This window comes from Nocardia aurantiaca (assembly GCF_009708175.1).
In the GTDB taxonomy this organism is placed as follows: domain Bacteria; phylum Actinomycetota; class Actinomycetes; order Mycobacteriales; family Mycobacteriaceae; genus Nocardia; species Nocardia aurantiaca.
On the sequence record NZ_WMBB01000010.1, the window covers coordinates 244,668 to 268,556 of the forward strand.

The 23,889-nt window shown below is 66.8% G+C and carries 7 protein-coding genes; 5 read left to right on the forward strand and 2 right to left on the reverse strand.

Features of this window, described 5'->3' with window-relative positions; genetic code table 11:
• Positions 1-50: 50 nt before the first annotated feature.
• Complete coding sequence (locus GLP40_RS22445) at positions 51-1,334, reverse strand: cytochrome P450 (protein WP_154789933.1); 1,284 nt, start codon at positions 1,332-1,334, stop codon at positions 51-53.
• Positions 1,335-1,518: 184 nt separating this feature from the next.
• Here GLP40_RS22445 and GLP40_RS22450 point away from each other — a divergent pair, with 184 nt between their 5' ends.
• From GLP40_RS22450 to GLP40_RS22465, 4 genes are all read left to right on the forward strand, one after another.
• Positions 1,519-3,150, forward strand: coding sequence for a GMC oxidoreductase (locus GLP40_RS22450; protein WP_154789934.1), 1,632 nt, complete (start codon positions 1,519-1,521; stop codon positions 3,148-3,150).
• 30 nt (positions 3,151-3,180) lie between these two features.
• Positions 3,181-4,050, forward strand: a complete 870-nt coding sequence (locus GLP40_RS22455; protein ID WP_328290524.1) for an SDR family NAD(P)-dependent oxidoreductase — start codon at positions 3,181-3,183, stop codon at positions 4,048-4,050.
• 427 nt (positions 4,051-4,477) lie between these two features.
• The gene (locus tag GLP40_RS22460; protein ID WP_268867146.1) at positions 4,478-21,709 is read left to right on the forward strand and encodes a non-ribosomal peptide synthetase; all 17,232 of its coding nucleotides are present in this window, start codon (positions 4,478-4,480) and stop codon (positions 21,707-21,709) included.
• Entirely contained in the window at positions 21,706-22,392 is a 687-nt protein-coding gene (locus GLP40_RS22465; protein ID WP_154789936.1) for a DUF6875 domain-containing protein, read from the forward strand. Before GLP40_RS22460 ends, GLP40_RS22465 begins: the two co-directional genes overlap by 4 nt.
• Before the next feature lie 352 nt (positions 22,393-22,744).
• Here GLP40_RS22465 and GLP40_RS22470 read toward each other — a convergent pair whose 3' ends face one another.
• The gene (locus GLP40_RS22470) at positions 22,745-23,563 is read right to left on the reverse strand and encodes an SDR family oxidoreductase (protein ID WP_154789937.1); all 819 of its coding nucleotides are present in this window, start codon (positions 23,561-23,563) and stop codon (positions 22,745-22,747) included.
• Between the two features lie 152 nt (positions 23,564-23,715).
• On the opposite strand from GLP40_RS22470, the gene GLP40_RS22475 reads away from it, so the two are divergent.
• Positions 23,716-23,853 (forward strand): hypothetical protein, encoded by a 138-nt coding sequence (locus GLP40_RS22475; protein ID WP_154789938.1) that lies wholly within the window; start codon positions 23,716-23,718, stop codon positions 23,851-23,853.
• The last annotated feature ends 36 nt before the right edge of the window (positions 23,854-23,889 follow it).

Sequence of the window (23,889 nt, forward strand, 5' to 3'; positions counted from 1 at the left end):
GGAAGCGAAATCCCAGCGTGTTCGCCTCCTCCCGGGACGCCATCGCCCCGCTAGTCGGCAACCAGCGTGGCGGGCATGGAGCGGTAGGCGTGCAGGTTTCGCAGGGGATGAGGGATCGGCGGGCCGTCCAAGCGCAGCTTCGGGTATCGATCGAAGAGGGCTCGCAGCGCGATGGCGCCTTCCGCTCGAGCAAGCCTGGCTCCGAGACAGCCATGTATCCCGCTGCCGAACGAGAGATGTTCCGCGGAGTTGTCCCTGGTCACATCGAATTGTCGCGGGTCGGGGAAGACCGCGGGATCGTGGTTGGCTCCTGCCAATGACAGCAGCATGAGCGAACCTGATGCGATGTGCTGATCAGCGATCTCGACGTCACAATTCGCGACCCGGCCCGTCATTCGCACCGGACCGTCATAGCGCAGGATCTCCTCGACCGCGCCCGGCCACAGATCCGGCTGTGCGGCCAGTAGTTCCAGCTGGTCCGGGTGGCTCGTCAACAGGGCGATTCCATTGCCGAGCATGTTCACTGTCGTCAAGAATCCGGCATCCAGAAGCAGGGCCGCGTTGGCTATTTGCTCGCGGCGGGTCAGCTCGTCGTGCGCCACCAACATGCTGAGCACATCATCGCGCGGCTCGGCGACGAGCCCGTCGAGGTGCTGATCGAAGTATTGTTTGACTTCGGTCAGGTCCTTGAGGGCATCGCGATAGGTGGTCCAGTCCAGCCCTCGTTCGAGCAGCGGCGCTCCGGAGTCGCCCCATTTCAGCAAGGTCGAATGCATATCGGCCGGCAGGCCGAGCATTTCGGCGATGATCGTGACGGGCATCCGCGCGGAGAAGTCGCCGATCAGATCGGGTCGAGGATTCGATTTCAGGCGTTCGAGTAGCTCATCGGCGACTTCGGCAATTCGCTCCTCCAGCGCGGCGATCGCCTTAGGGCCGAATGCGTGCCCGACCAGGCGTCGGTACCGGGTGTGATCCGGCGGATCGGTGACCAACATCGAGGGCGGTTCCCCGAGATTGGGAAGTCCCGGATCCGTCTTGTTCAGCATCCAGCGGATCGGCTTCGGCAGGGCTGGATGGCGGGGCGTCACAACGCCGAAGCGCCGGTCTCGCAGAATGAGCCGGCACACTTCGTAATCCGCGGTGACGTACACCCCCGACATCTTGGGAATTCGGCCCCGTCGGCGGATCTCCTCGATATACGGTGATGAGCCGAGCAATCGATCCTGACCGAAGGCGATTTGCCCGAGAGGATCACCGCGGTGCGCCGACCACTGGAGATAGGTCCGCAGGAGGCCGTGCGTAAGAAGCCACCGAGTCCACGCGCGAGTCAACATTTTGTCACCTCTCACCCCAGACCTGCCCCCTATGATAGATAGTCACTATGACTGGCGCAGCTATGACGCGGCCGGTCGGTCGGGCAGAGGACATCGGTGGCCCGGATCCGGGCGCTACGCACGGCCGACATAATCGAGCGCCAGACAGTGATGGAGCGACGTTCTGATCGGGCGAGGGGCCACGATGAACAGGCGCGGTTTCGTCAAGGGCGCGGGCTTGGCAACGCTGCTGGGTCTTGCGGGTGTGGGCACGCCCACGTCCGTCGCGCGGGCCGACGACGTGCGCCCGAGCCCGAAAACGCCGCTCTATCGCGAACTGGTGCCGGAGATCTTCGCACCCCTGCCGGATCCAGCCGATCATGTGCCCGCGATAGTCATCGGATCAGGGTTCGGAGCGTCGGTCACCGCGCTGCGCCTCTCGCAGTCCGGGATCCAGGTCGCGGTGCTCGAGCGCGGGTCGCGCTGGCCGAGTGATCCGTGGCGCGACATCTTCGTCAGCGACACGATTCCGGATGGCCGCGGCTTCTGGCATCGCACCACCTTCACCGGGGTGAACAGGATCCCGGTGCCTGTCGATTCGTTCGGCGGGGTCCTCGATGTGTGCAGCTACCCGGGCATCGACGTGTGGCGAGGAGCGTGTGTAGGAGGCGGCTCGGTGGTCTTCACCGGGGTGATGATCGAGCCGGAGCAGCGGTTCTTCGACCATGTGTTCCGCGGCGTGGTCGACTATCGCGAGATGCACGACGTCTATTACCCCAAGGCCCGAAGTATCTTGCGGCCGAGCGTGATGCCGGCCGACATCTACAACTCCTTCGCGTTCGCGCACTCCCGCGCCTGGGACGAACAGGTCCGCGCGGCCGGCTATACGCCGCAGCCCATCGACGGCGCATGGAATTGGGACATCATCCGCGACGAGCTGGCCGGACGATCGCGGCCGTCGGCGACGGTCGGCTGTTCGAACCTCGGCAATTCCAACGGCGCGAAGTTCGATCTGAACCAGAACTACCTGCGCTATGCCGAGGAAACCGGCTATGCCCGGATCTATCCGGGCCATCGCGTGGACGCCATCGCCAAGGAACCGGGAGCGTCGGGTCGCTATACCGTCGCCGTGACCAAACTCGCCCCGACCGGCGAGGTGCTCCGCACCCGGACGCTGACCTGCGACATGCTGTTCCTGGCCGCGGGCTCCGTCGGCACGTCCGAACTGTTGGTGCGCGCGCGGGCCACCGACGCGCTGCCGAACCTCAACGAGCACATCGGCGAAGGCTGGGGCAGCAACGGCGACGTCGCCTTGGCTCGCCCGCTCACGACGCTCGAGGTGGGCACGCAGGGCACACCGTCCGCGAGCCGGATCCTGGACGAGGAGGGGGCACCCGTATCGCTGGAGAGCTGGTTCATCCCCGGCATGACGCCCTTCGACATCACCATTCTCGCGTCATTGGGCATCGTGCTCGACGACACCCGAGGCCGGTTCGTCTGCGACCCGACCGATCAGCACGTGGACCTGCAATGGCCGGACGACGGCACGGACGGCTACAGCGCGCGAGCGCTGGAAGTCAACGACAACGTGGCCTGTCACTGTCGGACCACGTCTCAACCAGCCCTGTACGCGGACGCGTCCTTCACCGCCCATCCGTTGGGCGGCGCGGTAATCGGACGCGCGACAGACGAGTACGGCCGGGTGTGTGGTTACGAAAACCTCTATGTGATGGACGGGGCGGCTGTGCCCGGTAGCACCGGAACGGTGAACCCTTCACTGACGATCAGCGCGCTGGCTGAGCGCAACATCGAACAGATCATTCGTTCCGGGGGGTAGCGGACGAGTCGAGCGATACAGTCGAGAGCTGTGAACGAGACTCCGGTCACACACCGTGGGCGGCCGCTCGCCGAACGGATGGCGATCCGGCTGCTGTATCCCACATTCCGGCCCACCGAGGAGTCATTACGGGCGGCCGTCGCCGGCAAGGTGGTGTTGGTGACCGGGGCCTCGCACGGTATCGGCAAGGCCAGTGCGCGGAAGCTCGCCGCGGCAGGCGCGGTGGTGCCGATGGTGGCGCGTTCCCGGCCCGAACTGGAAAGGCTTGCCGCCGACATCACGGCCGACGGCGGCACAGCCCACGCCTACGCGACCGACCTGACCGACATGGATGCCGTCGACCTGCTCGGCCGGACGCTGCTGGCCGAGTACGGGCACATCGATGTCGTGATCAGCAACGCGGGAAAGTCGATTCGGCGGCCCATCGCCGAGTCCTACGACCGCTTCCACGATTTCACCCGCACCATCGACATCAACTATCTCGGCCCGGTGCGGCTGCTGCTCACTCTGCTGCCGCATATGCGCGCACGCAGGCAGGGGCATATCGTGAACGTCTCCACCTGGGGCGTGCTCATGCCGCCGAGTCCGCGCTGGTCGGCCTATGGCGCCTCGAAAGCCGCCTTCGACGTCTGGCTGCGCAGCGTCGCCGCCGAAATCGCCGGCGACGATGTCACGACCACCTCGGTCTACATGCCACTGGTCCACACCAGAATGAGCGCCCCCACCGACTTCCGCCGCATCCCCGGTCTGACCGTCGACGAAGCCTCCGACCTCATCTCGCACGCGGTCACCGCCAAACCCCGCGACATCGCCCCCTGGTGGGCGGTCCGGGTCCAAGCCTGGTCTGCCGTCCACCGCGATCGGGTCCAGCGCATCCTGGAACGTAGGTTCCAGCGCTGAAGAGCGGACCGTGCGGGAGGGCGACGGTAACGCTCGGCGGCGCCACTCGGCGGCGCGCGTCGCCATCACTTTTCGGCGACATTCTCGTGGCAGAAATGTCGCGATCCCCTCGAACCAAGGCCGAAAAGTCGCTCGGCCAACTATTTGTAACGAATGCTCGATAAATGAAGTGAGTTTATCCCGAAGGCTGATCGGCGCGTATGCGCGACTATAAAGACGCAAAGATCATTTAGTATTCGAATCGAAATTCAAACGTCCCTGAATCGTTGACGTTCGGCCGCATCGGTGTCTTTGGTGGGCCCATGAGGAGAATCCAAGCGCACTGCGCATCCTCCTCGTGGATATGGAAACCATCCCGGTCGCCGGCGGTGTACAGCAACGTATCCTTCGTCATATACTGGCCGCGGTCGGGGTTGGAAGGAAACAAATGACCGCTCCGCGACCGCAGCTCGACCCCGATCGAGGGGGGAGCAGAAATGCCGAACCGGACGCGTCAGTCATACAGCCAATACCGCTGTCCGCTGGACAGCAGGGTTTGTGGTTGGCGCAGAAATTAAGTCCGGATGTACCGATATCTGAGGCGCAGTATGTCGAGTTCCATGGCGACCTTGACGTCGATCTGCTGCGTAAGGCGGCGATTCAAGCCGGCCATGAGTTCCAGTCGGGATATCTGCGACTGAGAGAGATCGATGGCGAGCCCTATCAGTTATACGACCCGTCGCTGAAGTCGACGGGACCGGTGATCGATATTCGCGGTGCCCCGGATCCCGTCGCGGCAGGCTTGGAATGGATGCGCCGGGAGTACACCGCGCCACTGGACATGACCCGGGACCGGTTGGTGGCGACGGCGATCGTGCAGGTCGGGGATCGGCATTATCTGCTGTACTGCAGAAGCCACCACGTCGCACTGGACGGCTACGGCGCGATGATGATCGTGAACCGGATCGCGGCGCTGTACACGGCGGCGGTGCGGAGCCACACAGCCGAGCCCAACCGGGCGGCCGACATACGCGCCCTGTACGAGGCCGACCGCAGCTACCGGGAATCGAAGCGGTTCACCGACGACCAGGCGTATTGGGTGAACAGACTCGCCGGCGTCGACGAGGAGTTCAGCCTGGCTTCCGGGCACGCGCCGGCGTGCGCGGACAGTGTCGTCGCAATCAGAGAACTGTCGGCGGCGACGGTCGAGCGGATCGATCACTCGGCGAAAACACTGGGCGCCAGCCCGGCCGCGCTGGTGATCGCCGCATTCGCCTGTTATCTGTCCCGGCGGACCGGCCGGGACGACGTCCTGGTCAACATTCCCGTGTCGGGTCGCACGACCGCCGTGCTGCGGCGGTCCGGGGGTGTATTCGTCAATGTGGCGCCGCTTCCGATCGTCCTCGATCCAGGGGACACCGTCGCAACGCTGGCGCTGCGCGTGCAGTCCGATCTGGTAGGTGTATTGCGGCACCAGCGGTGCGGCCTCACCGATATTCGCGCCGCCACCGGAACCCGTGGCGCACAACGGCGCTTCGCCGGCCCGGTGGTGAACGTCATGCTTTTCGCCCAACACATCCAGTTCGGTTCGGTGACCGGGGAATTCCATATCCTCAGCTCCGGCCCGGTCGAGGATTTGCTGGTCGACGTATATCAGACCGGCGATCCGCCGCGGACGATCCTGCACCTCTTGGCCAATCCCAACCTCTACACCGACCTCGAACTGTCGGCCCACTGCGCCGGTTTTATGGAGTTCATCGACGAGTTCGCCGCCGCCACACCGGACACCGAACTCGACCAGGTCCACCCTGGCAGCGCCGCCGACGGCGCGAAAACCCGGCGACGCCGCGAGAACCTGGCATTCTGGCGAGCCGCGCTTGCGGATCTTCCCGAGGAACTTGCTCTGCCAGTGGACAGGCCACGGCCGATAGCGATGTCGAATCGGGGCGCGACCGTCGTCCACTCCGTGGGTGCGGGATTGGTTCAGGCGTTGGAAGATTGTGCGCGGCAGCACAATTCTTCGCTGTTCATGGCGATTCACGGTGCGCTGGCGGTCTTGCTCGCCCGCATGAGCGGAACCACCGATATACCGATCGTCACCCCCATCGCGGGACGCGGCGCGGCCGCGCTCGACGATATGGTCGGCATGTTCGTCAACACCCTGGTGCTGCGGACCGAAATCGATCCCGGAGAACCGTTCGCCGACCTACTCGCCCGGATCCGGCAGATCGATCTGGACGCGTTCGACCACGCCGACATCGCGCTCGAACAAGTGGTGAACCGGCCATTCCGGTCACGGCACCCCTTGTGCCAAGTGATGCTGGCGTTCCGGAACCCGGAACCTGTCGAATCGGGATTACTCGACCTCGAACCGCCGGCGGTCGGCCATTCCAGCGAAATATCCTGCCTCGACCTGCAATTCGCCCTGTCAGCGGACGACGGCGGCGACATGAACGTGGCGGTCACCTTCGCCACGGACCTGTTCGATGCCGCGACGATCGACTCCCTCGCACGCCGATGGATCCGGATACTCGAATCGGTAGCCACCGATCCAGCGGTACCCGTCGGGGCGATCGAGGTACTCGAGCCCGCCGAGCGAGCCGATCTGCTGGCCCGTCGCGGCGCACCCGAGGTGGCGCCCCTCACCCTGCCGGAGCTGTTGGCCAACGCGGTCGCGTTCGATCCTGATGCGGCGGCGATCGTGTCCGACGGGCGGGAATTGAGTTACCGAGATGTGGACGAGCGCTCGAATCGGTGGGCTCGGCAGCTGATCGGGCGGGGCATCGGTCCGGAGGATGTTGTCGCGATCGGCATGCCGCGTTCCGCGGATTCGATTCTGGCGGTATGGGCGGTGGCCAAGGCAGGGGCGGCTTTCCTGCCGATCGATCCGACCCATCCGGTCGAACGCGTCACCCATATGGTGACCGATTCGAGGGCGACGGTCGGCCTGACCGTGGCATCCGCACGCACGCGGTTACCCGATGACATCGACTGGCTGACAGCGGACTGCCTCGACGAGGGCGATGACCGGCCGGTCACCGACGGTGATCGGGTGCATCCGCTGCGTGTCGACGATATCGCCTATGTCATCTACACCTCCGGATCGACCGGGCTGCCCAAGGGCGTCGCGGTCACCCATCGAGGACTGAACAACTGCAGCACCGAACACCGGGATGCCCTGAGCATCGGAGCCCATTCCCGCACAATGCATCTGGCTTCACCAAGCTTCGATGTCTCGGTCCTGGAACTGCTGTTGCCGTTGTGCTCGGGCGCGACGATGGTCGTCGCTCCCGGCGACAGCTTCGGCGGCGACCAACTCGCCGAACTCCTCGACCGCGAACACGTCAGCCACGCGTGTATCACACCCTCGACACTGTCCACCATCGACCACACCCGTTGGCCACTAACGGATTTGGGGCATCTGATCGTCGGTGGCGAAGACTACGGCACCGAATTGGTCCAACGGTGGAGTGGTGATCGTGAACTGTTCAACGAATACGGGCCCACCGAGACCACGATCGCGGCCACGCTGACCGTCTTGGCCACGGGAGAGTTGGTCACGATCGGCCGTCCGATCCGCGGCGTCTCGGTATGGATACTCGACCAGCGTCTGCAGCCCGTACCGGCCGGCGTGGCGGGCGAGCTGTATATCGCCGGCGGTCTCTTGGCTCGTGGGTATTACCGCCGGGCGGGTTTGACCGCTGAACGCTTCGCCGCATGCCCGTGGTTGTCGGGTGAGCGTATGTATCGGACCGGTGATGTGGTCCGCTGGTCGGCCGGCGGCGAGATCGAGCATCTGGGCCGGTCCGATTTTCAGGTCAAGATCCGGGGTCTTCGTATCGAGCTCGGTGAGATCGACTCCGTGCTCGCGGGGCACGAGAGTGTGGGTTATGCCGCCACGATCGGCCACCGCGCCGATTCAGGAGCGCAGTCGCTGGTCTCGTATGTTGTTGCCGCGCCAGGCTATTCGATCGATACCACACTTTTGACCGAGTATCTCGCCGATCATGTGCCGTCCTACATGGTTCCGTCTTCGATCGTGGTGCTGGACCGGATCCCGTTGACACCGACAGGCAAGCTCGATCGTAAGGCGTTGCCCGAACCGGTGTTCGCCGATCACAAGCCGTACCGCGCACCCCGAACGCCGATCGAGCATCTCATCGCCGAGACATTCACCGATGTGCTCGGCGTCGACGCCATCGGTATCGACGACTCCTTCTTCGCCCTCGGCGGAGACAGCTTGGTCGCGACCCGTGTCGCAGCGCGCCTCGGGGCAGCGCTGGATACCGAAATTCCGGTGCGGCTGTTGTTCGATGCGGCCACGATCGCGGAACTGGCCACCCGCATAGAGCAGGCTGCCGGGACAGGGCGGCGACCCCGCCCACCACTGATCGCCGGCCCGCGCCCCGAACTCGTGCCTTTGGCGCCGGCGCAACAACGAATGTGGTTCTTCAATCAGTACGACACCGGCTCCGGGGCATACAACATGCCGATCGTTATTCGGCTGCGTGGCGAATTGAACGTCGATGCCCTGCGGCTCGCCATGACCGACGTGCTGGCCAGACACGAATCCTTGCGCACCCGGTACCCGGACCACGACGGAATGCTGATCCAGGTGATCGAATCCGTCGAACACGTGGACCGAGAACCCACTCTCGCGACAGTCTCATCGCACCAATTGATCCCGGCGGTAACCGAATTCGTGACCGAAGGCTTCGATGTGAGCACCCAGGCGCCGGTGCGCGCCCGGCTGTTCCGCGTGACCGATGCGGAGCAATCCGAACACGTGTTGGCCGTCGTGGTGCACCACATCGCCGCGGACGGCTTCTCGATGACGCCGCTGGCGCGTGACGTGGCCACTGCATACACCGCCCGGATCCGCGGCGAAGTCCCCTCGTGGGCACCGCTGCCCGTCCAGTACGCGGACTACGCACTGTGGCAACGCGCCATCCTCGGCTCGCCCGACGATCCGGAATCGCTGTGCGCCCGGCAGATTCGATATTGGACAGAAGCATTGGACGGAGTCGCCGAGGAACTTCGCCTGCCATTCGACAGGCCACGGCCGGTGGTGATGTCGAATCGGGGTGCGACTGCGAGTTTCTCCGTGGGTGCGGGGTTGATTCAAGCGTTGGAAGATTGTGCGCGGCAGCATAATTCTTCGCTGTTCATGGCGATTCACGGTGCGCTGGCGGTCTTGCTCGCCCGCATGAGCGGAACCACCGATATACCGATCGGCACCCCCATCGCGGGACGCGGCGCGGCCGCGCTCGACGATATGGTCGGCATGTTCGTCAACACCCTGGTGCTGCGGACCGAAATCGATCCCGGAGAACCGTTCGCCGACCTACTCGCCCGGATCCGGCAGATCGATCTGGACGCGTTCGACCACGCCGACGTCCCGTTCGAACAAGTGGTGGACCAACTGGTCACGCGCCGATCCCAGGCTCGCCATCCGCTGTTCCAGGTGATGCTGGCATTCCAGAACCTGGAACCGGTGAAGCTCGAACTGCCCGACCTCGAACTGTCGGTGGTCGACCTCCCCAACAACGTGTCCCGCTTCGACCTGCAATTCATCCTGTCCGAAGACAGCGACAGCGGCGGTATGACAGTGGCGGTCACCTATGCCACGGATTTGTTCGATGCCGCGACGATCGAATCCTTCGCACATCGGTGGATCCGGATTCTGGAGTCGCTGGCCGCCGATCCGACGGTTCCGGTCGGGGCGATCGAGGTGCTCGAGCCCGCCGAGCGGGCCGACCTGCTGACCCGCCGCGGCGCTGCCGCGGCGGCACCGATGACGCTGCCGGATCTGTTGACCGCGGCAGCCGCGCGGAATCCCGACGCCTCAGCGATCGTGTTCGATGGACAGCAGGTGAGCTATCGGGAATTGGATGAACGTTCGAATCGGTTGGCGCGACTGCTCATTCGCCGAGGCATCGGCCCGGAGAACGTAGTCGCGATCGCGATGCCCCGTTCCCTGGACTCGGTGCTGACCGTATGGGCGATCGCGAAATCGGGGGCGGCTTTCCTGCCGATCGATCCGAGTCATCCGAGAGAACGCATCACGCACATGACGACCGAATCGGGGGCCGTCGTCGGCGTGACCCTGACGTCTGTGCGCGCACAGTTGCCCGACGATATCGACTGGTCGACACCGGACAATCTCGACCGCGCCGACAACGTCGACGCGGCCGACAACCGGCCCATCACCGACAGCGAACGGATACGTCCACTGCGTATCGACGACATCGCCTACGTCATCTACACCTCCGGATCGACCGGGCTGCCCAAGGGCGTCGCGGTCACCCATCGAGGACTGAACAACTGCGCCGTCGAGCACCGGGATGCCATCAGTATCGAATCCGATTCTCGTACTCTGCATATGGCTTCACCGAGCTTCGATGTGTCGGTATTGGAATTGCTGTTGCCGCTGTATGCCGGCGCCACCATGGTCATCGCACCCAGCGACGTCTACGGCGGTGACGAACTCGCCGGCCTGATCGCCCGCGAACGGGTCAGCCACGCCCTCATGACACCGTCCACGCTGTCGACCATCGACCACACCCGGTGGCCACTACCAGAATTGACGCACCTGATAGTCGGCGGCGAGGACTACGGCACCGAAGTGGTTCAGCGCTGGGGCGAGCGCCGCACCCTGTTCAACGAATACGGGCCCACCGAAACGACCATCGCCGCGACATTGAGCACCCCGTTGGCGGTGGGTGATGCGGTGACCATCGGTGGTCCGATTCGTGGTGTGTCGGAGTGGATTCTGGATCAGCGGCTGGAGCCTGTGCCGGTCGGTGTGGCCGGTGAGCTGTACGTGGCGGGTGGTTGTCTGGCTCGTGGGTATCACGGTCGGGCGGGTACGACGGCCGAGCGTTTCGTCGCGTGCCCCTGGGTTCCGGGTAAGCGGATGTACCGGACCGGGGATGTGGCTCGATGGACGGCCGACGGGGCGATCGAGCACGTGGGTCGTTCGGATTTCCAGGTGAAGATACGAGGTCTTCGCATCGAGCTGGGCGAGATCGATTCGACGCTGGCGGCTCACGAGACCGTGGGTCATGCGGTCACCATCGGTTGTCGCGGCGATTCGGGGGCTCAGTCCTTGGTCTCGTATGTCGTTGCCGCGCCGGGTCATTCGATCGATACAGCGGCGTTGGTCGATTATCTGGGTGATCGGTTGCCGTCGTACATGGTTCCCGCGTCGATCATGGTGTTGGATCGTGTTCCGTTGACGCCCATGGGCAAATTGGATCGGAAGGCGTTACCGAAGCCGGTGTTCGCCGGTGACAGGCCCTTCCGCGCGCCCCGGACGTCGACCGAGCAGATCATCGCCCGGTGTTTCACGGATATTCTGGGTGCCGAGACGGTCGGTGCGGACGATTCCTTCTTCGCCCTCGGCGGAGACAGCATCATGTCCATCCAGCTGGTGACGCGTGCCAGGGCGGCCGGCGTGGTCTTCTCCCCACGCGACGTCTTCGAGCGCAAAACGGTCGCCGGACTCGCCCAGATCGCCATCAACGAGGGTGCTGCGGGGACATCCCTTCCGGCGGAACTGCCTGGCGCAGGCGTGGGCCCGCTACCGCTGACACCGATCATGCGATGGTTGCTCGATCGGGCAGGGGCCGGGCACAGCCGCTTCTCACAGGCCATGACGCTGGGTCTGCCGACCGGGATCGACCGGCGACAGCTGGCCGATACCGTGCAGGTGGTACTCGATCGGCACGACATGCTGCGCGCGCGACTGACCCCGCCCACCGACGGACAGTGGACGTGGGAGGTGCTGCCGGTCGGAGCGGTTCGCGCCGACGACGTTCTCACGCGGGTGCCGGTGGAAGCGGGGCTGGGACGCGCCGAGTTCCGTGCATTGGCGACGGCCGAGTTGGATGCCGCCGCGAACCGGCTCGATCCGGAAGCCGGGATCCTGACGCAGGTGGTCTGGCTCGACCCCGTGAGCACGGTGGAACCCGGCACGGTGCTGGTGGTGGTCCACCGTTCGGCGATCGATCGCGCCTCCTGGCGGGTGCTGGCGCCGGACCTCACGGCCGCCCTGGCCCGGATCGCATCCGGCGAGCCACCCGATCCGGCCCCCACCGGGACCTCCATGCGGAGGTGGGCGCACGGATTGGTCGAGGCGGCCCAACGCCCGGAGCGCGCCGCCGAGCTCGAACTGTGGCAAGCGATGACCGCCGAGGACGATCCGATAATCGGTTCACGGCCCCTCGACCCCGCGATCGACCTGGTCACGACTGCCCGCACGATCCAAGTCGACGTGGACCCCGAGGTGACCGAGGCCCTGCTGACCGAGGTGCCCGCCGCTTTCCACGGCAGTGTCGACGACGGGCTGCTGGCCGCCTTCGCGATAACGATGGCGAGGTGGCGGCGCGAGCACGAATCGACCGCTTCCGCGGGCCCACCCGCGGACGTGACGATCCGTCTCGAAGGGAACTGTCGCGCGGATGATGTCGTCCCAGGCTCGGACCTGACGCGGACGGTCGGCTGGTTCGCCACCGGTTATCCGATGCGCCTGGATCTGTCGGGTATCGATCTCGACGACGCACGCGCGGGCGGGCCGGCGATGGGGGCAGCGGTCAAGTCCGTCAAGGAACAGCTCCTCGCGGTCCCGGACCACGGGATCGGCTACGGCCTGCTGCGGTATCTCAACGAGGACACCGGTCCGAACCTCGCGACGGCGCCGCCGCAGATCGCGTTCCACTACCTCGGCCGCGTCGCCACGGGGATCACCGAAGCGGTACCGGCGCTCGGATGGGTGCCGGCGGACGTCGGCGGCGCCCAGGGTGATGCCGAACTCGCCGGCACCCAGCATCCCGATGCTCCGGTGCCGGCGGTGCTCGACGTCGATGCCGTCGTCCTGGACGACACGAGCGAGCCGCGGCTGCGAACGATCTGGTCGTACCCCACCGGGGTCCTCACCGCCGATGCGGTACGCGAGGCGGCGGAGTCGTGGCGCGAGGTGTTGACCGCGTTGGCGACGCATGTCCGCCGTGCCGGGGGCGGGGGACGGACGCCGTCGGATCTGGCGCTCGTCGAGCTCGGACAATCCGAGATCGAGCGACTCGAGGACCGGTATCCGGCATTGAGCGACATCTGGCCATTGGCCCCACTGCAGGAGGGATTGCTGTTCCATGCGCTGGTGTCCGAGCAGTCGGTGGACGCCTACATCACGCAGCTGGTCCTCGAACTGCGCGGTCGAGTCGATCCACGGCGGCTACGCCGAGCCGCCCACGTACTGCTCGACCGGCATCCGAATCTGCGCACCGCGTTCGTCACCGACATCGACGCCGGACCGGTGCAGGTGGTCGACGACGACGCCGAGGCTCCATGGTCGGAACCGGACCTGTCCGGACTGGACGACAGCGCACGCGATCGCGAGTGGAAGCTACTCATGGACGCGGACCGCGCCACCCGGTTCGACCCCGCTCATGCCCCGCTGCTCCGCTGGATGCTGGTCACCACCGGGCCGGAGCAATACCGGCTGGTGCTGACCAATCATCACCTCCTGCTCGACGGCTGGTCGACGCCGCTGCTCATGAAGGAGCTGCTGGTGCTCTACGCCACCGATTGCGATGCCGCCATGCTGCCGCATGTGCGCCCCTACCGGGACTTCCTGGCCTGGCTCGGCCGACAGGACCCGGCCGCGTCGCTCGACGCCTGGGCGCGTGCGTTCGACGGCGCCGACGAGCCGACCCTGGTGGCCGCGGCCGATCCCGGCCATCGCTACACCGAATCGCGGAAGGTTCTCGGCGAACTCACCGAGGAGCAGACCGCGGCGCTGACCGACCGTGCGCGGTCGCGCGGAGTCACGCTCAACACCGTGATCCAGGCGGCATGGGCGATCGTGCTGGGCGCGTTGACGTCCCGGAAGGATGTGACGTTCGGCGCGGTGGTCTCCGGACGGACCCCGCGGATCGCGGATATCGAATCGATGATCGGGCTTTTCATCAACACGGTGCCGGTGCGTGTCCGTCTCGACACCACCGAGACGCTCGGACAATTGCTCGACCGAATCCAGACCGAGCAAGCCACGCTGCTCGATCACCAGTTCATAGGTCTGGCCGACATCGAGCGGGTGGCCGGGCCGGGAGCGGCATTCGACACGATGACGGTGTTCGAGTCCTTCCCGGTCGACCGCCACGGGTTGACCGCGGACACCGACATCGCCGGCATGCGGTTGGTCGACGTGACCGGCGCCGACGCGGCGCACTACCCGCTGGGCGTGGTCGGGCGTGTCGATTCGCGACTGCATCTCGAGATCAAATACCTGCCCGAGTTCTTCGACCACGACACCGTAGCCGCGACCCTGAGGCGGATCCAGCGAGTGCTGGGCGCCATCGCCGCCGACCCGGATCTGCCGCTGGCCCGGCTCGATCTGCTCTCGCCGGAGGAATACCGCGAGCTGGCGCCGGTGTCGGGTGATCCCGCGATGCCGGAGCGGGTGTTGCCCGAGCTGTTCGCGGCGACGGCGGCGCGGGATCCGGGGGCGGTGGCGGTCGTGTGCGGGGACCGGCAGTGGACCTACGGCGAACTCGATGCGGAGTCGAATCGGTTGGCGCGACTGCTGATCGGTCTAGGTGTCGGGCCGGAGATGGGTGTCGCGGTCGGGTTGCCGCGCTCGTTCGAATCGGTGCTAGCAGTGTGGGCGGTGGCGAAGTCGGGGGCGGCATTCGTCCCGATGGATCCGCGCAACCCGGGGGGCCGGGTCCAGCACATGCTCACCGATTCGGGCGTGGCGACGGGAATCACGCTGTCGCAGTGGCGGGATCGACTTCCGGGATCGGTGCGATGGCTGGTCCTCGACGAGCCGGCAGTCGAAGCGGAGCTGGCGGGATTGCCGGCGACCCCGGTGACCGACGCCGAGCGAATTCGGCCGGTCCGGACCGATCACGCCATGTACGTGATCTACACGTCCGGCTCGACGGGTGTGCCGAAAGGCGTGGTGGTCTCGCACCGCGGATTGGCGAATCTCGTGGCCGAGCAGTGCTCGCGGTTCGACATCGGGCCGGACGCGCGGGTGCTGCATGCCGCGTCTCCCAGTTTCGACGCCGCGGTCCTGGAACTCCTCTGGGCGTTCGCGTCGGGCGGGCGGCTGGTGATCGCGCCGCCGACCGTCTTCGGCGGAATCGAACTGGCGCAGATCATTTCGCGGAACTCGGTGACTCATGCCGCGCTCACCCCCACGGCCTTGGGCACGGTCGACCCGGCCGGGCTGCCGAACCTCGGGACGGTCGTGATCGGTGGCGAGGCGCCTTCGCCACGACTGGTGTCGCGGTGGGCACCGGGCCGCACACTGTTCAACACCTATGGTCCGGCGGAGGCCACGATCCAGACCAATGCCGGGGCGCCGATGGTGCCGGGTGAGACGGCGACGATCGGCGGACCGATCCGCGGCGTCGGTGAGGTCGTGCTCGACGCCTGGTTGCGCCCGGTGCCGCTCGGAGTCGTCGGCGAGCTGTACCTCACCGGTCCGGGACTGGCTCGCGGTTACCGCAACCGGACGGGTCTGACGGCATCGCGGTTCGTCGCCGATCCGTTCACGGACCGGGGGCAGCGCATGTATCGGACCGGAGACCTGGTGCGGTGGCTGCGGCTGCCGGATGGAGATCTGACGCTCGACTACGTCGGCCGGACGGACTTCCAGGTCAAGATTCGTGGTTTCCGCATCGAGCTCGGCGAGGTCGAATCGGTCCTGCTGGCCTGCGCAGGGGTGGCTCGCGCGGCGGCGGCCGTGCACCGCGGATCCGCCACCGGCGATCGATTGATCGGATACGTGGTGCCCGAACCCGGCGCCGACCTGGACCCGGCCGCGATCATCGCGTTCGCCGGGCAGCGATTGGCCCCGCACATGGTGCCGGCGACCGTGATGGTGCTCGACGCGCTGCCGCTGACGGAGACGGGCAAGCTCGACCGTCGCGCGTTGCCCGAGCCGGACTTCAGCACGGGCCGAGCCGAATTCCGGGCGCCGGTCACCAAAACGGAGAAGACTCTCGCGGGGCTGTTCGCCGAGATATTGGGTATCGACACGATCGGGCTCGATGATTCGTTCTTCGCCCTGGGCGGGGACAGCATCATGTCGATCCAGTTGGTGACGCGGGCCAGAGCGGCGGGTCTCGTGCTCTCCGTGCGTGAGGTGTTCGAGCGCAAAACGGTCGCCGGACTGGCCCGGATCGCCGTCCGCGACAGCGCCGCGGCGGCCTCCCTCCCGGCGGAACTGCCCGGCGGGGGTGTGGGGCCGATGCCGTTGACGCCGATCATGTGCTGGATGTTCGAACGCGGCGGATTCGACCGCTTCTGCCAGTGGGTGACCCTCACGCTGCCGACCGGCATCGACAGGACCACGATCGCGGCGACCATGCAAGCGGTGATCGATCATCACGACATGCTGCGGGCCCGGCTACGGCCCGAACCCGCACACCCATCGGGCTGGGCAATGCAGGTGCAGCCGACCGGGGTATCCGCCGCCGAATTGGTCCGGCACGTCTCGGTGGATATGCCACCGGACAGCAGCGCGTTCGCCGCGATTGCCGACGCGGAGGCGCACGCGGCCGCCGAGCGCCTCGACCCCGCCGCGGGAGTCATGCTGCAGTTGGTCTGGTTCGACTGCGCCGACGGGCCGGGCCGGCTCCTGGTCGTCGCGCACCACCTGGTAGTGGACGGAGTGTCGTGGCGGATCCTCGTTCCCGACCTGGCTATCGCAGGGGCCCAGGTGAGTGCCGGGCAACCGCCGCGGCTCGCGCCCGTCGGTACGTCGATGCGACGCTGGGCGCACGCTCTGGACACCGCTGCCGCGAAGCTCGACGAACTCGACTGGTGGCGTTCCACGCTCGCCGCCGCCGATCCACCGATCGGGACGCGCCCTCTCGACCCGGTCGTGGACGTGCAGTCCACCGTCGCCACCATCCGGGTGACGCTGCCTACCGCGGTGACCCGCGCGGTACTCACTACCCTGCCCCAGGCGTTCCGCGGCAATGTGGACGATGCCCTCATCGCCGGGCTCGCCCTGGCGCTGACCCGGTGGCGGCGCCGCCACGGCGACGACATCGCCGAGTCGCTGCTCACTCTCGAAAGCCACGGCCGCCACGACACGGTCCTTCCCGGCGCCGACCTCACCCGCACCGTCGGATGGTTCACCACCACCTACCCGGTGCGGCTCGACCTGTCCGATCTCGACATCGATGAGGCGTTCGCCGCCGGCGCTGCCGCGGGGGCGATCGTCAAATCGGTCAAGGAGCAACTCCGGCGGGTCCCCGGCCACGGGATCGGCTATGGGCTGCTGCGCTACCTCAACACCGATACCGCCCCCATCCTGGGCGCGCTGCCCGATCCCCAGGTGAGTTTCAACTATCTCGGTCGACTCGACACCATTCCCGACGCGTTGCGCGACATCGGGTGGATGCCCGCCGGCGGCGATGCCGGCGGCGGCGCCCAGCATCCCGACGCATCCGCGGCAGCCGTCCTGGGTATCAACGCGGTCACCGTGGACACGCTGGACGGACCTGTCGTGACCGCCGCCTGGGACTATCCGGCCGGCCTGATCACCTCCGCCGAGGTCACCGACCTCGCGGAACTGTGGCGCGACGCGATGGCGGCTCTCGCCGCGCACGCGTCCCGGCCGGGTGCCGGCGGGCTGACCCCCTCCGACGTCGGCCTCGTCGACCTCGACCAGGCCGCGATCGACCGGCTCGAGGCCCGGTACCCGGCACTGGAAGACATCTGGCCGCTCACGCCGCTCCAGTCGGGGTTGCTGTTCCACTCCCAGCTCGCCGACGGCGCCCGCGACGACTACATCGTGCAACTCCGTATGGAACTCGGTGGGCGCGTCGACGCGGACCGGTTACGCCGCGCCGCGCAGGCCCTCATCGGACGACACCCGAACCTACGGACCGCGTTCGTGCGCGACGCCGCCGACGAGCCGGTCCAGGTGGTGCACTCCCGTGTCGATGTGCCGCTCACCCAGATCGACCTCGCGGAATGCGCCGACACCGAGGCCGCGCTCGAGCAGCTCATGGACAGCGACCGGCACTTCGTTCCGAGCGCGGCGCCGCTGCTGCGACTGACACTGATCAGCACCTCCCCCCAGCGGTACCGACTGCTGCTGAGCATGCATCACATTCTGATCGACGGCTGGTCCACCCCACTACTGGTCCGGGAACTGCTGATCCTCTATGCCGGCGACGGCGACCCCGGCGCACTGGCCCCGGTGCATCCCTATCGCGACTATCTGGTGTGGCTGAAAAGCCAAGATCAGGGCGCGGCGGAAGCCGCGTGGGCGCGGACGCTCGAGGGCGTCACCGAGCCGACTTTGCTGGCGGGCGCGGGCCGCGGCCGCCGACATACCGCCGCCGCGCGTGAAGTGCGGGTGCGGCTGAGCGAACACCGCACCGCGGCCCTGGTCACCGTGGCCCACCAGCAGGAGACCACCCTCAACACCGTCGTCCAAGCCGCCTGGGCGATCGTGCTCGCGAGCGCGACCGCGCGTGAGGACGTCGTCTTCGGCACCACCGTCTCTGGTCGCCCCCCGCAGATTCCCGGCATCGAATCGATGATCGGACTGTTCATCAACACCGTGCCGGTCCGGGTCCGGCTCGACCATGGCGAAAGTCTCGGCCATTTGATCCGGCGAATCCAAACCGAACAAACCGCGCTGCTCGACCACAATCACCTCGGACTGGCACGGATCCAACAGGTGGCCGGGCCCGGGGCGATGTTCGACACCATGACCGTCTTCGAGTCTTACCCGGTCGACGCGACCGGGTTGTCCGAAGACACCGATATTGCCGGGATGCACGTCCTCGACGTGCACGGACGAGACGCCGCGCACTATCCGCTCGGCCTGATCGCCCACCTCGACACCCGGCTGGAGCTGACCTTCAAATACCTGCCCGAACTGTTCACACAAGCCCAGACCGATGCTCTCGCCGGCCGGGTGCTGCGTGTGCTCGACGCCATCATCGACGACACCGATCTCTCGCTCCGGCGAGTGCAGCTGCTGTCGCCGGACGAGCTGTCCACGCTGATACCCGTTCGTGGCGGGCCCGACGCGGCGCCGTCGCTCCTGCCGCAGGTGTTCGCTGCCGCAGCGAGATCCGATGCGGAAGCGGTCGTCTGTGACGGCGAAAGGTTGTCCTACCGCGAGCTCGACGAAATCTCGAACCGGTGGGCGCGGGTGCTGATCGACGCCGGAGCAGGACCGGAATCGTTAATCGCCGTGGCGTTACCGCGCTCGATCGATGCCGTGATCGCCGTGTGGGCGGTCGCCAAAACCGGCGGCGCGTTCGTTCAGATCGACCCGGATCAGCCCGAAGACCGGATCAGCGGCATCCTCACCGATGCCGGTGCCATCGCCGGGCTGACAGTCGAGACCTATCTGGAACGACTGCCCGACGCCACCACGTGGCTCAGCCTCGACAGCTCTGGATTCGCCATGAAGGCAGCGTGGGCGCGCGCCACCGCGATCGAGGACCGCGAGCGCACGGCCGCGCTGCGGCCGGAGCATCCCGCCTACCTGGTCTACACCTCGGGCTCCACCGGGACCCCGAAAGGGGTCGTGGTCACCCACACCGGGATTGCGAATCTGGCCGCCGAAGCGCGGGAACGGTTCGGCCTCAGCCCGTCCTGCCGAATGCTGGCCGCGGCCTCTCCGAGCTTCGACGTGTCGATCCTCGAATGGCTCAGCGCCGCTGCCGCCGGAGCCACACTGGTCCTCGCTCCAGCGGGAGTGGTCGCGGGCGCCGAACTGGCCGAGCGGATCAACGCCGAACATGTCACCCATGCGGCCTTCACCCCCACCGTGCTGGCGTCGCTGCGCCCCGGCCAAGTCGACACCCTCCGCACCGTGATCGTCGGCGGCGAGGTGTGCCCACCGGATCTGGTGAACCAATGGGCGCCGGGCCGCACGTTGATGACCAGTTATGGGGCCACCGAGACCACCGTCGCGAGCTGCGGCGATACCCCCCTGACGGCAACCATGGACAGCCCGCCACTGATCGGCGGCCCGACCCGCGGGTTCTCCGCCGTCGTGCTCGACCGCAGACTGCGCCCGGTCCCGCGCGAAGTGACCGGGGAACTGTACTTGTCCGGGCCCGGGATCGCCCGCGGCTACCACGGGCAACCCGTACTCACGGCATCCCGATTCATCCCCGACCCGTATGGGCCGGCCGGGACGCGCATGTACCGCACCGGCGATCTGGTCACCTGGACCGGCGACCGGCGACTGCGATACATCGGCCGCAGCGACCTGCAGATCAAAGTCAACGGCCATCGCATCGAACCCGGCGATATCGAAACGGCGTTGTGCAGCCACCCCGGCGTCTCCCGCGCCGCCGTCGCGGTCCACACCCGGCCCAACGGCACCGACCAGCTCACGGGCTACGTGGCGCCCGCCCCGCACGCCACGCCCGACACCGCGGAGCTGACCACACATCTCGCGACCCTCTTGCCCACCCATATGATCCCCACCGCCATCGTCATGCTCGACCGGATGCCGCTCACGGCCACCGGCAAACTCGATCGCAACGCCCTGCCCGTACCCGACCTGCGTCGGCAGTCTCGGTTCCGAGCGCCGTCGACGCCGCTCGAGGCCACCGTCTGCGAGGCCTTCGCCCACACCCTCGACATCGAACGAATCGGAGTCGACGACGGTTTCTTCGACCTCGGCGGCAACTCGCTGACCGCCGCCCAATTGGTGTCGCGGCTCGCGGAGTCCACCGGTGTCACCATGCCGCTGCAGTGGCTGTTCACCGATCCGACACCGGAATTGCTGGCCCGCCGCATCGAGAGTCGCCGTGACGGCCTCGCGGGGCAGGACTTCGGTGAACAGGATCTCGCCGAGGCGCTCTCCGTCATGCTGCCGCTGCGGGCTTCGGGAACCGAACCGCCACTGTTCTGTATCCACCCGGCGATCGGATTGGCTTGGGGTTTCACCGGACTCGTGCGGTACCTCGATCCCGACCGTCCTGTCCGAGGGCTACAGTCGCCCGCGCTGACCGACCCCACCGTGCGGTTCGACACACTCGAACAACTCGCCGCGCGCTATGTGCGGGAGATCCGGTCCGTCCAACCGCACGGTCCCTACCACCTGCTCGGCTACTCGCTCGGCGGCACTATCGCCCATGCGATCGCGGTCCGACTCCGCCGCGAAGGCGATTCCGTGGCCACCTTGGCCATGATGGACACCCGCGTCGTGACGGCCGACAGCTTCCGTGCTCCCACCCCCTCGGTGGCGACGATGCTCGCCGAGTTCGGCGGTTTCGCCGTTCCGGACGGCCCCGCCGAGCTGACCGTCGAGGCCGCGACCGAGTTGCTGCACGGGCAGGGCGGGCTGTTCACCGCTGTGACCCCCGCGCATCTCGTGAGCCTGCAACGCGACTACACCCGGCTCGTGGACCTCACCTGGAACCATCGGCCGGCACTCTTCGACGGTGATCTGATCTACTTCAGCGCCGCCGACGACCGCGTCGACGACGGGTCCTCTCCCGCCGATGCTTGGAGCGACCACGTCACCGGGCGCATTACCGAGCATCGGATTCCCGTTCGACACGAACGGATGACCGAACAGGATTCGCTTCGCACCATCGGTTTCGTCCTCACCGAGCATTTGCGGTCAACCCGGACCGCCCCCACGGAGTCACCCACCCCAGCAAGGACAAGCGGATCATGAACACCGACCGAATCGTCGGAACGCGTTCCGGCGTAGAGCCAGTCAACCTGTTCGACCCCGACGTAGCAGCCGGTATCGACCTTTATCCGCATGCCGCCGAATTGCGCCGATGGACGATCGAATACCTGTGCCAGTCCCACCCCGACCTCGGTCGACCCGGCCCGGTCTGCCCGTACACCAGCCGCGCCATCACACAGCGATCTCTGTGGGCCGCATTCGTTCCGGGCCGTGATATCCATCGCGGCCGCATCACCGCGATAGTCGCCGACCTGTACGACCTGTTTCCGGCCCTGCCGCCCCAGGACGAACCCGATTCCAAACTCAAAGCCGTCCTTGCGGTCTTCCCCGACCTCACCGAATACGCCGACCTCGACACCGTTCAGCACGATGAGAAATCCAGGTTCGTCGAACAGGGTCTGATGCTCGGGCAGTTCTATCCGGGCTGCACGGTCCCGGGGCTGCACAACCCGGCTTTCCCCGCACTCGACGCGCCCTTACCCATGCTCGCCGTCCGCTACATGGCCCCCACCGATTTCCCATTTCTCAACGCTCGCCACGAATGGATGGACTTCTATCTCAAGATCTTCGCCCCTGCCATTCCCAGGTTCATCGCCACCGCCATGTCCGACAGGCTTGTCCGGACACCCGACGCCCCGAACGAACTCGGTCCTGATGACCGGTGACGATGCCTTTGCACCGGGAACCCTCGCCGCGGATCGACACCGAGCCCACACTCGCGAGTCGCGCATCGCCCGTTCGAGTGGCTCGCGGGATCACCTGCCGTAGAGTATGGCCTCCGGTATTGATCAGGTCGCGTGCCCGGGCGAGTGATCCCGTGCCGTGCAGAAGGATTCGCGCACCCTGCGCGCCCCCGGTCCGCACTCCCACGGGCGAATGTGGCTTCACGGGGCCGATTCTGGTCCGTCGATGCCGCGCTCGAGGAGGTCGTAGTCGAGCGCGGCACCGAAGCGTTCCCAGCGGGGGCGGGCCATCGGACGACCAAATGATCGATCCGCCCTGGTTGCGATCCGGTGGTCAGTTACCTTGGGCGGCAATGGAAATCGGCTGCCAGGTGCGCCAGGTCTGCAGCCGCGACTCGTAGTCCGCGGTGGCGATAGCCAGCGGGAGCTCGCCGAGGAAGATGCGCAGCGGCGGCTCTTCGGCGTCGACGACGGCGAGGATGGCGGCCCGGGTGGCGGCGGGCTCGCCGCGGCGGACCGACGAGCGCTGGGCGGCGCGGGCCGCGCGGGCGTCGTCGTAGGCGGGATTCGGGGTGGCGTGCCGTGAGGACGGCCCGGCCCAGTCGGTGTCGAAGCCGCCCGGCTCGATGAGGGTCACATGGATGCCGAAGGGCGCGACCTCCTGGGCCAGGGACTGGGAGAAGCCCTCGAGGGCCCACTTCGAGGCGTGGTAGGCGCCCAGGTTCTGGAAGGCCGAGATGCCGCCGATGCTGGAGACCTGCAGGATGTGACCGCTGCGCTGCTCACGCAGGATGGGCAGCGCGGCCTGGGTCACCCACATCGCGCCGAACACATTGGTTTCCAGCTGGTCCCGGAACTCCTGCTCAGTGAGCTCCTCGATCATGCCGAACTGGCCGTAGCCGGCATTGTTCACCACGACGTCGAGCCGCCCGAAGTGGTCGGCCGCCTGCCGCACGGCGGCGAAGTCGGCATCGCGGTCGGTGACGTCGAGCCGAACCGCGAGGAAGGTCTCCGGATACTTGGCGACCAGATCGTCCAGGGTTCGCAACTCGCGCGCGGCGCCGGCGACACGGTCCCCGCGCTCGAGTGCCGCGAGTGCCCATTCCCGCCCGAAACCCCTCGATACGCCGGTGATGAACCACACTTTGCTCATGTGATCCGACCCTAGCCAGCTGGAGTGCACTCCAAGCAAGAGCTTGACGACCATGCCGCTGTCCATCTGGCATCTCACGCTGAGACCAGATCCTGCCGCCGCCCTCGGCGAACCAGCTCGTCGAAACCTATAGCCAGCATCCCGACGCCCACGTGACCTACGCCGGGGACCGCGCCGGCGAGCACGTCGTCGCCCAGGTCATCGGCGGTCCCGCAGCCCTCATCGGGTGGGCGCGTTCGAGCTGGTGGCGGCCCTGGGGCCAGGCCCTGTTCCAGGTCATGGCGCTGTGATGAACCATTCGCGTAAGTAACGCTCGGATCTCCCCC